Raw genomic sequence first — 2,094 nt, 5'->3', positions numbered from 1 at the left:
CGAACGGCGCGGCAACGAGATCGAGCCGCAGCATACCCGACAGCGGGCCTCACCCGATGGGTGAGCGGGCGGGCTCGTGCAGGTGGCTGTGTGGTGCGGTTTGGCAGGGAGAGGTCACGGAGTCAGGGAAATGTTAGAGCGAAGGCTCTGATACAAACCGGAGAAATGCGTCTCCAATCTCGGTAGTGCGCTTTGAAGCCAGACCCGATGCGCTCATAGTCACATTCATCCCCTCAGTGTTGACGAGCCCGCGTGAATACAGGTCTTTCCAAACCTGATTGTAGACATGCCCATGTCCACGCAGCTTGGGCATGTTGTACTCAAGTACGCTGCTGAGACCACCCATGCTCATGTTGGGCGGTGGGGTTGGGTTTTGGAATAACTTGAGAATCTGAAGATGCAAAACGGACAGTGAATCGATCCACTCAAAAAACATCTGTTCGAGAGCTTCACCGGGCGATTGGCCAGCAGCCACGTTGAACACTGCATTGCGAAGAGCATCTCTCTTTTCGTTCTGGTGTGTACGTAGGGCGATCTGAGAGGCATGCATTACCGCAGATATGAACTCTTCATTCTGGCCGAGCTCTTCAATGTTGATGCCTTTGCTCTCTAGCTCTTGTAACTTCTCCCCTACTGCGCTCATCCATTCAACGCGTCGACGCTCAAGTGGTGGTTGAACTACGTATTGGAAGAGCTCCACAGCTGGACCGCCGACACCAGGAATTAGTGACAGCCCGGCTTTGGCGATCGCGTGTGCCACATCACCCTTTGTCGCTTTGGGCGGCTCTAGATTGTCTGCTGCCATGATGACTCCCCTGCGGTCTAACACCTGAGTTAAGCCGACTTGCGTAGTGGAGGCAAAGGCATGGCAAGCTTTCTCTGCCATGCCTTTGCCGTAACGAAGCAAGTTCGGCTTGAACGAATTGTTAGGCTGCTGCCCGCGTGCTTGCCCATAATGATAATGGCTCGTTGGCGTGCTGAATGACTTGACCAGTCTCTTTGAGGCCGAGTTTACGCAAGACGGCGATAGATGGGCAATTTGTAGGGGCGACCACAGCGACAAGATGCGCATCTGGCTTGAGAGAAATAATCTCTAGCATTGCTTGAGTTGCGATGCCATGGCCTCTGTGCTCAGGCGCTACCTCGTAGCCGATTTGAACAAACCCATTGTTGTCCGGCCCGGTGAGAAAGCCGCCACTACCAACGATTGTCGATTGATCTGGGTTGGCGAACAAGAAGAAGGGCCAAGCTGGATTAGTTGGTCGCTCAAAGATGTCTGGATAGACCGGCCAGCCAGTTGGCACCATTAAACCTAATAGGCGAGAGAGGGCATCAATGCCAGAGGCAATGGCCGCGCGATGAGCGTCAGAGACTTCGATGAGTTTGACCATGGCCACGAAAATTGCTGCTGCAGCCTAACGCTTGAGTTAAGCGGCGGCGGAGCCGTCCGCTTGGACGAGAAGTTAGACGGTTGCGACGCGGTGCGCTTGGGCGAGGCTGTTGGCCTGGATGAGCGCAGAACGACGAGCAACCGACCCCCACAAGCTACCAGCTTTGAAAGCGGAGGGCATTGCCGCAATGCCGCGCGAAATGCTGCTGCGGCGAGAGACGACAAGCCAGCGCGAAGCTGGGCGAAACACACGCAACGAGGAAACAACACGAGCTACCGACTAACGCAGAGTTAAGCGGCGCGCGCTTTTTGCGCGTCCGCTTGGACGCCGTGTTAGACGGCGGTGCCCGCACGATACACGAGGCTGACCGAAGCCGAGATGCATGGAGCTTGACCACCCCGACCGCCAAACACTTGAACTTGCGCGTGCGCGCAACGAAGCCATGACACGGGTGCTGCCGCAAGCCGAGCGCATAACGATTGTGCCGACGCCGGCCGAAGCTGCTCTGGTGCTGGTGCGTGCGATGCGCTGCATGTTGCGACGAGCTACCCCTGAAATGACAAATGCGACACCGCCCTCTAACGCTTGAGTTAAGCGGCGGCGGAGCCGTCCGCTTGGACGAGAAGTTAGACGGTTGCGACGAGGTACGCTTGGGCGAGGCTGCTGGCCTGGACGAGCGCAGAACGACGAGCAACCGACCCCC

The 2,094-nt window shown here is 56.9% G+C and carries 3 protein-coding genes; 1 reads left to right on the top strand and 2 read right to left on the bottom strand.

What is annotated here, in order from left to right; all coding sequences use genetic code 11:
- Window positions 1–133 precede the first annotated feature (133 nt).
- Entirely contained in the window at window positions 134–886 is a 753-nt protein-coding gene (locus ACO2Q2_RS17390; RefSeq protein ID WP_423257508.1) for a hypothetical protein, read from the bottom strand.
- Between the two features lie 40 nt (window positions 887–926).
- Window positions 927–1,391: a GNAT family N-acetyltransferase gene (locus tag ACO2Q2_RS17385; RefSeq protein ID WP_423257507.1), complete on the bottom strand. Its 465-nt coding sequence runs from the start codon at window positions 1,389–1,391 to the stop codon at window positions 927–929.
- 382 nt (window positions 1,392–1,773) lie between these two features.
- On the opposite strand from ACO2Q2_RS17385, the gene ACO2Q2_RS17380 reads away from it, so the two are divergent.
- The gene (locus ACO2Q2_RS17380; protein ID WP_423257506.1) at window positions 1,774–1,980 is read left to right on the top strand and encodes a hypothetical protein; all 207 of its coding nucleotides are present in this window, start codon (window positions 1,774–1,776) and stop codon (window positions 1,978–1,980) included.
- Window positions 1,981–2,094 lie beyond the last annotated feature (114 nt).

This window comes from Dyella sp. KRB-257 (genome assembly GCF_049445995.1).
Taxonomy (GTDB): Bacteria; Pseudomonadota; Gammaproteobacteria; order Xanthomonadales; family Rhodanobacteraceae; genus Dyella_A.
The sequence above is the reverse complement of the archived record's forward strand: the minus strand, read 5'-3'. Positions and strand labels throughout refer to the sequence as shown.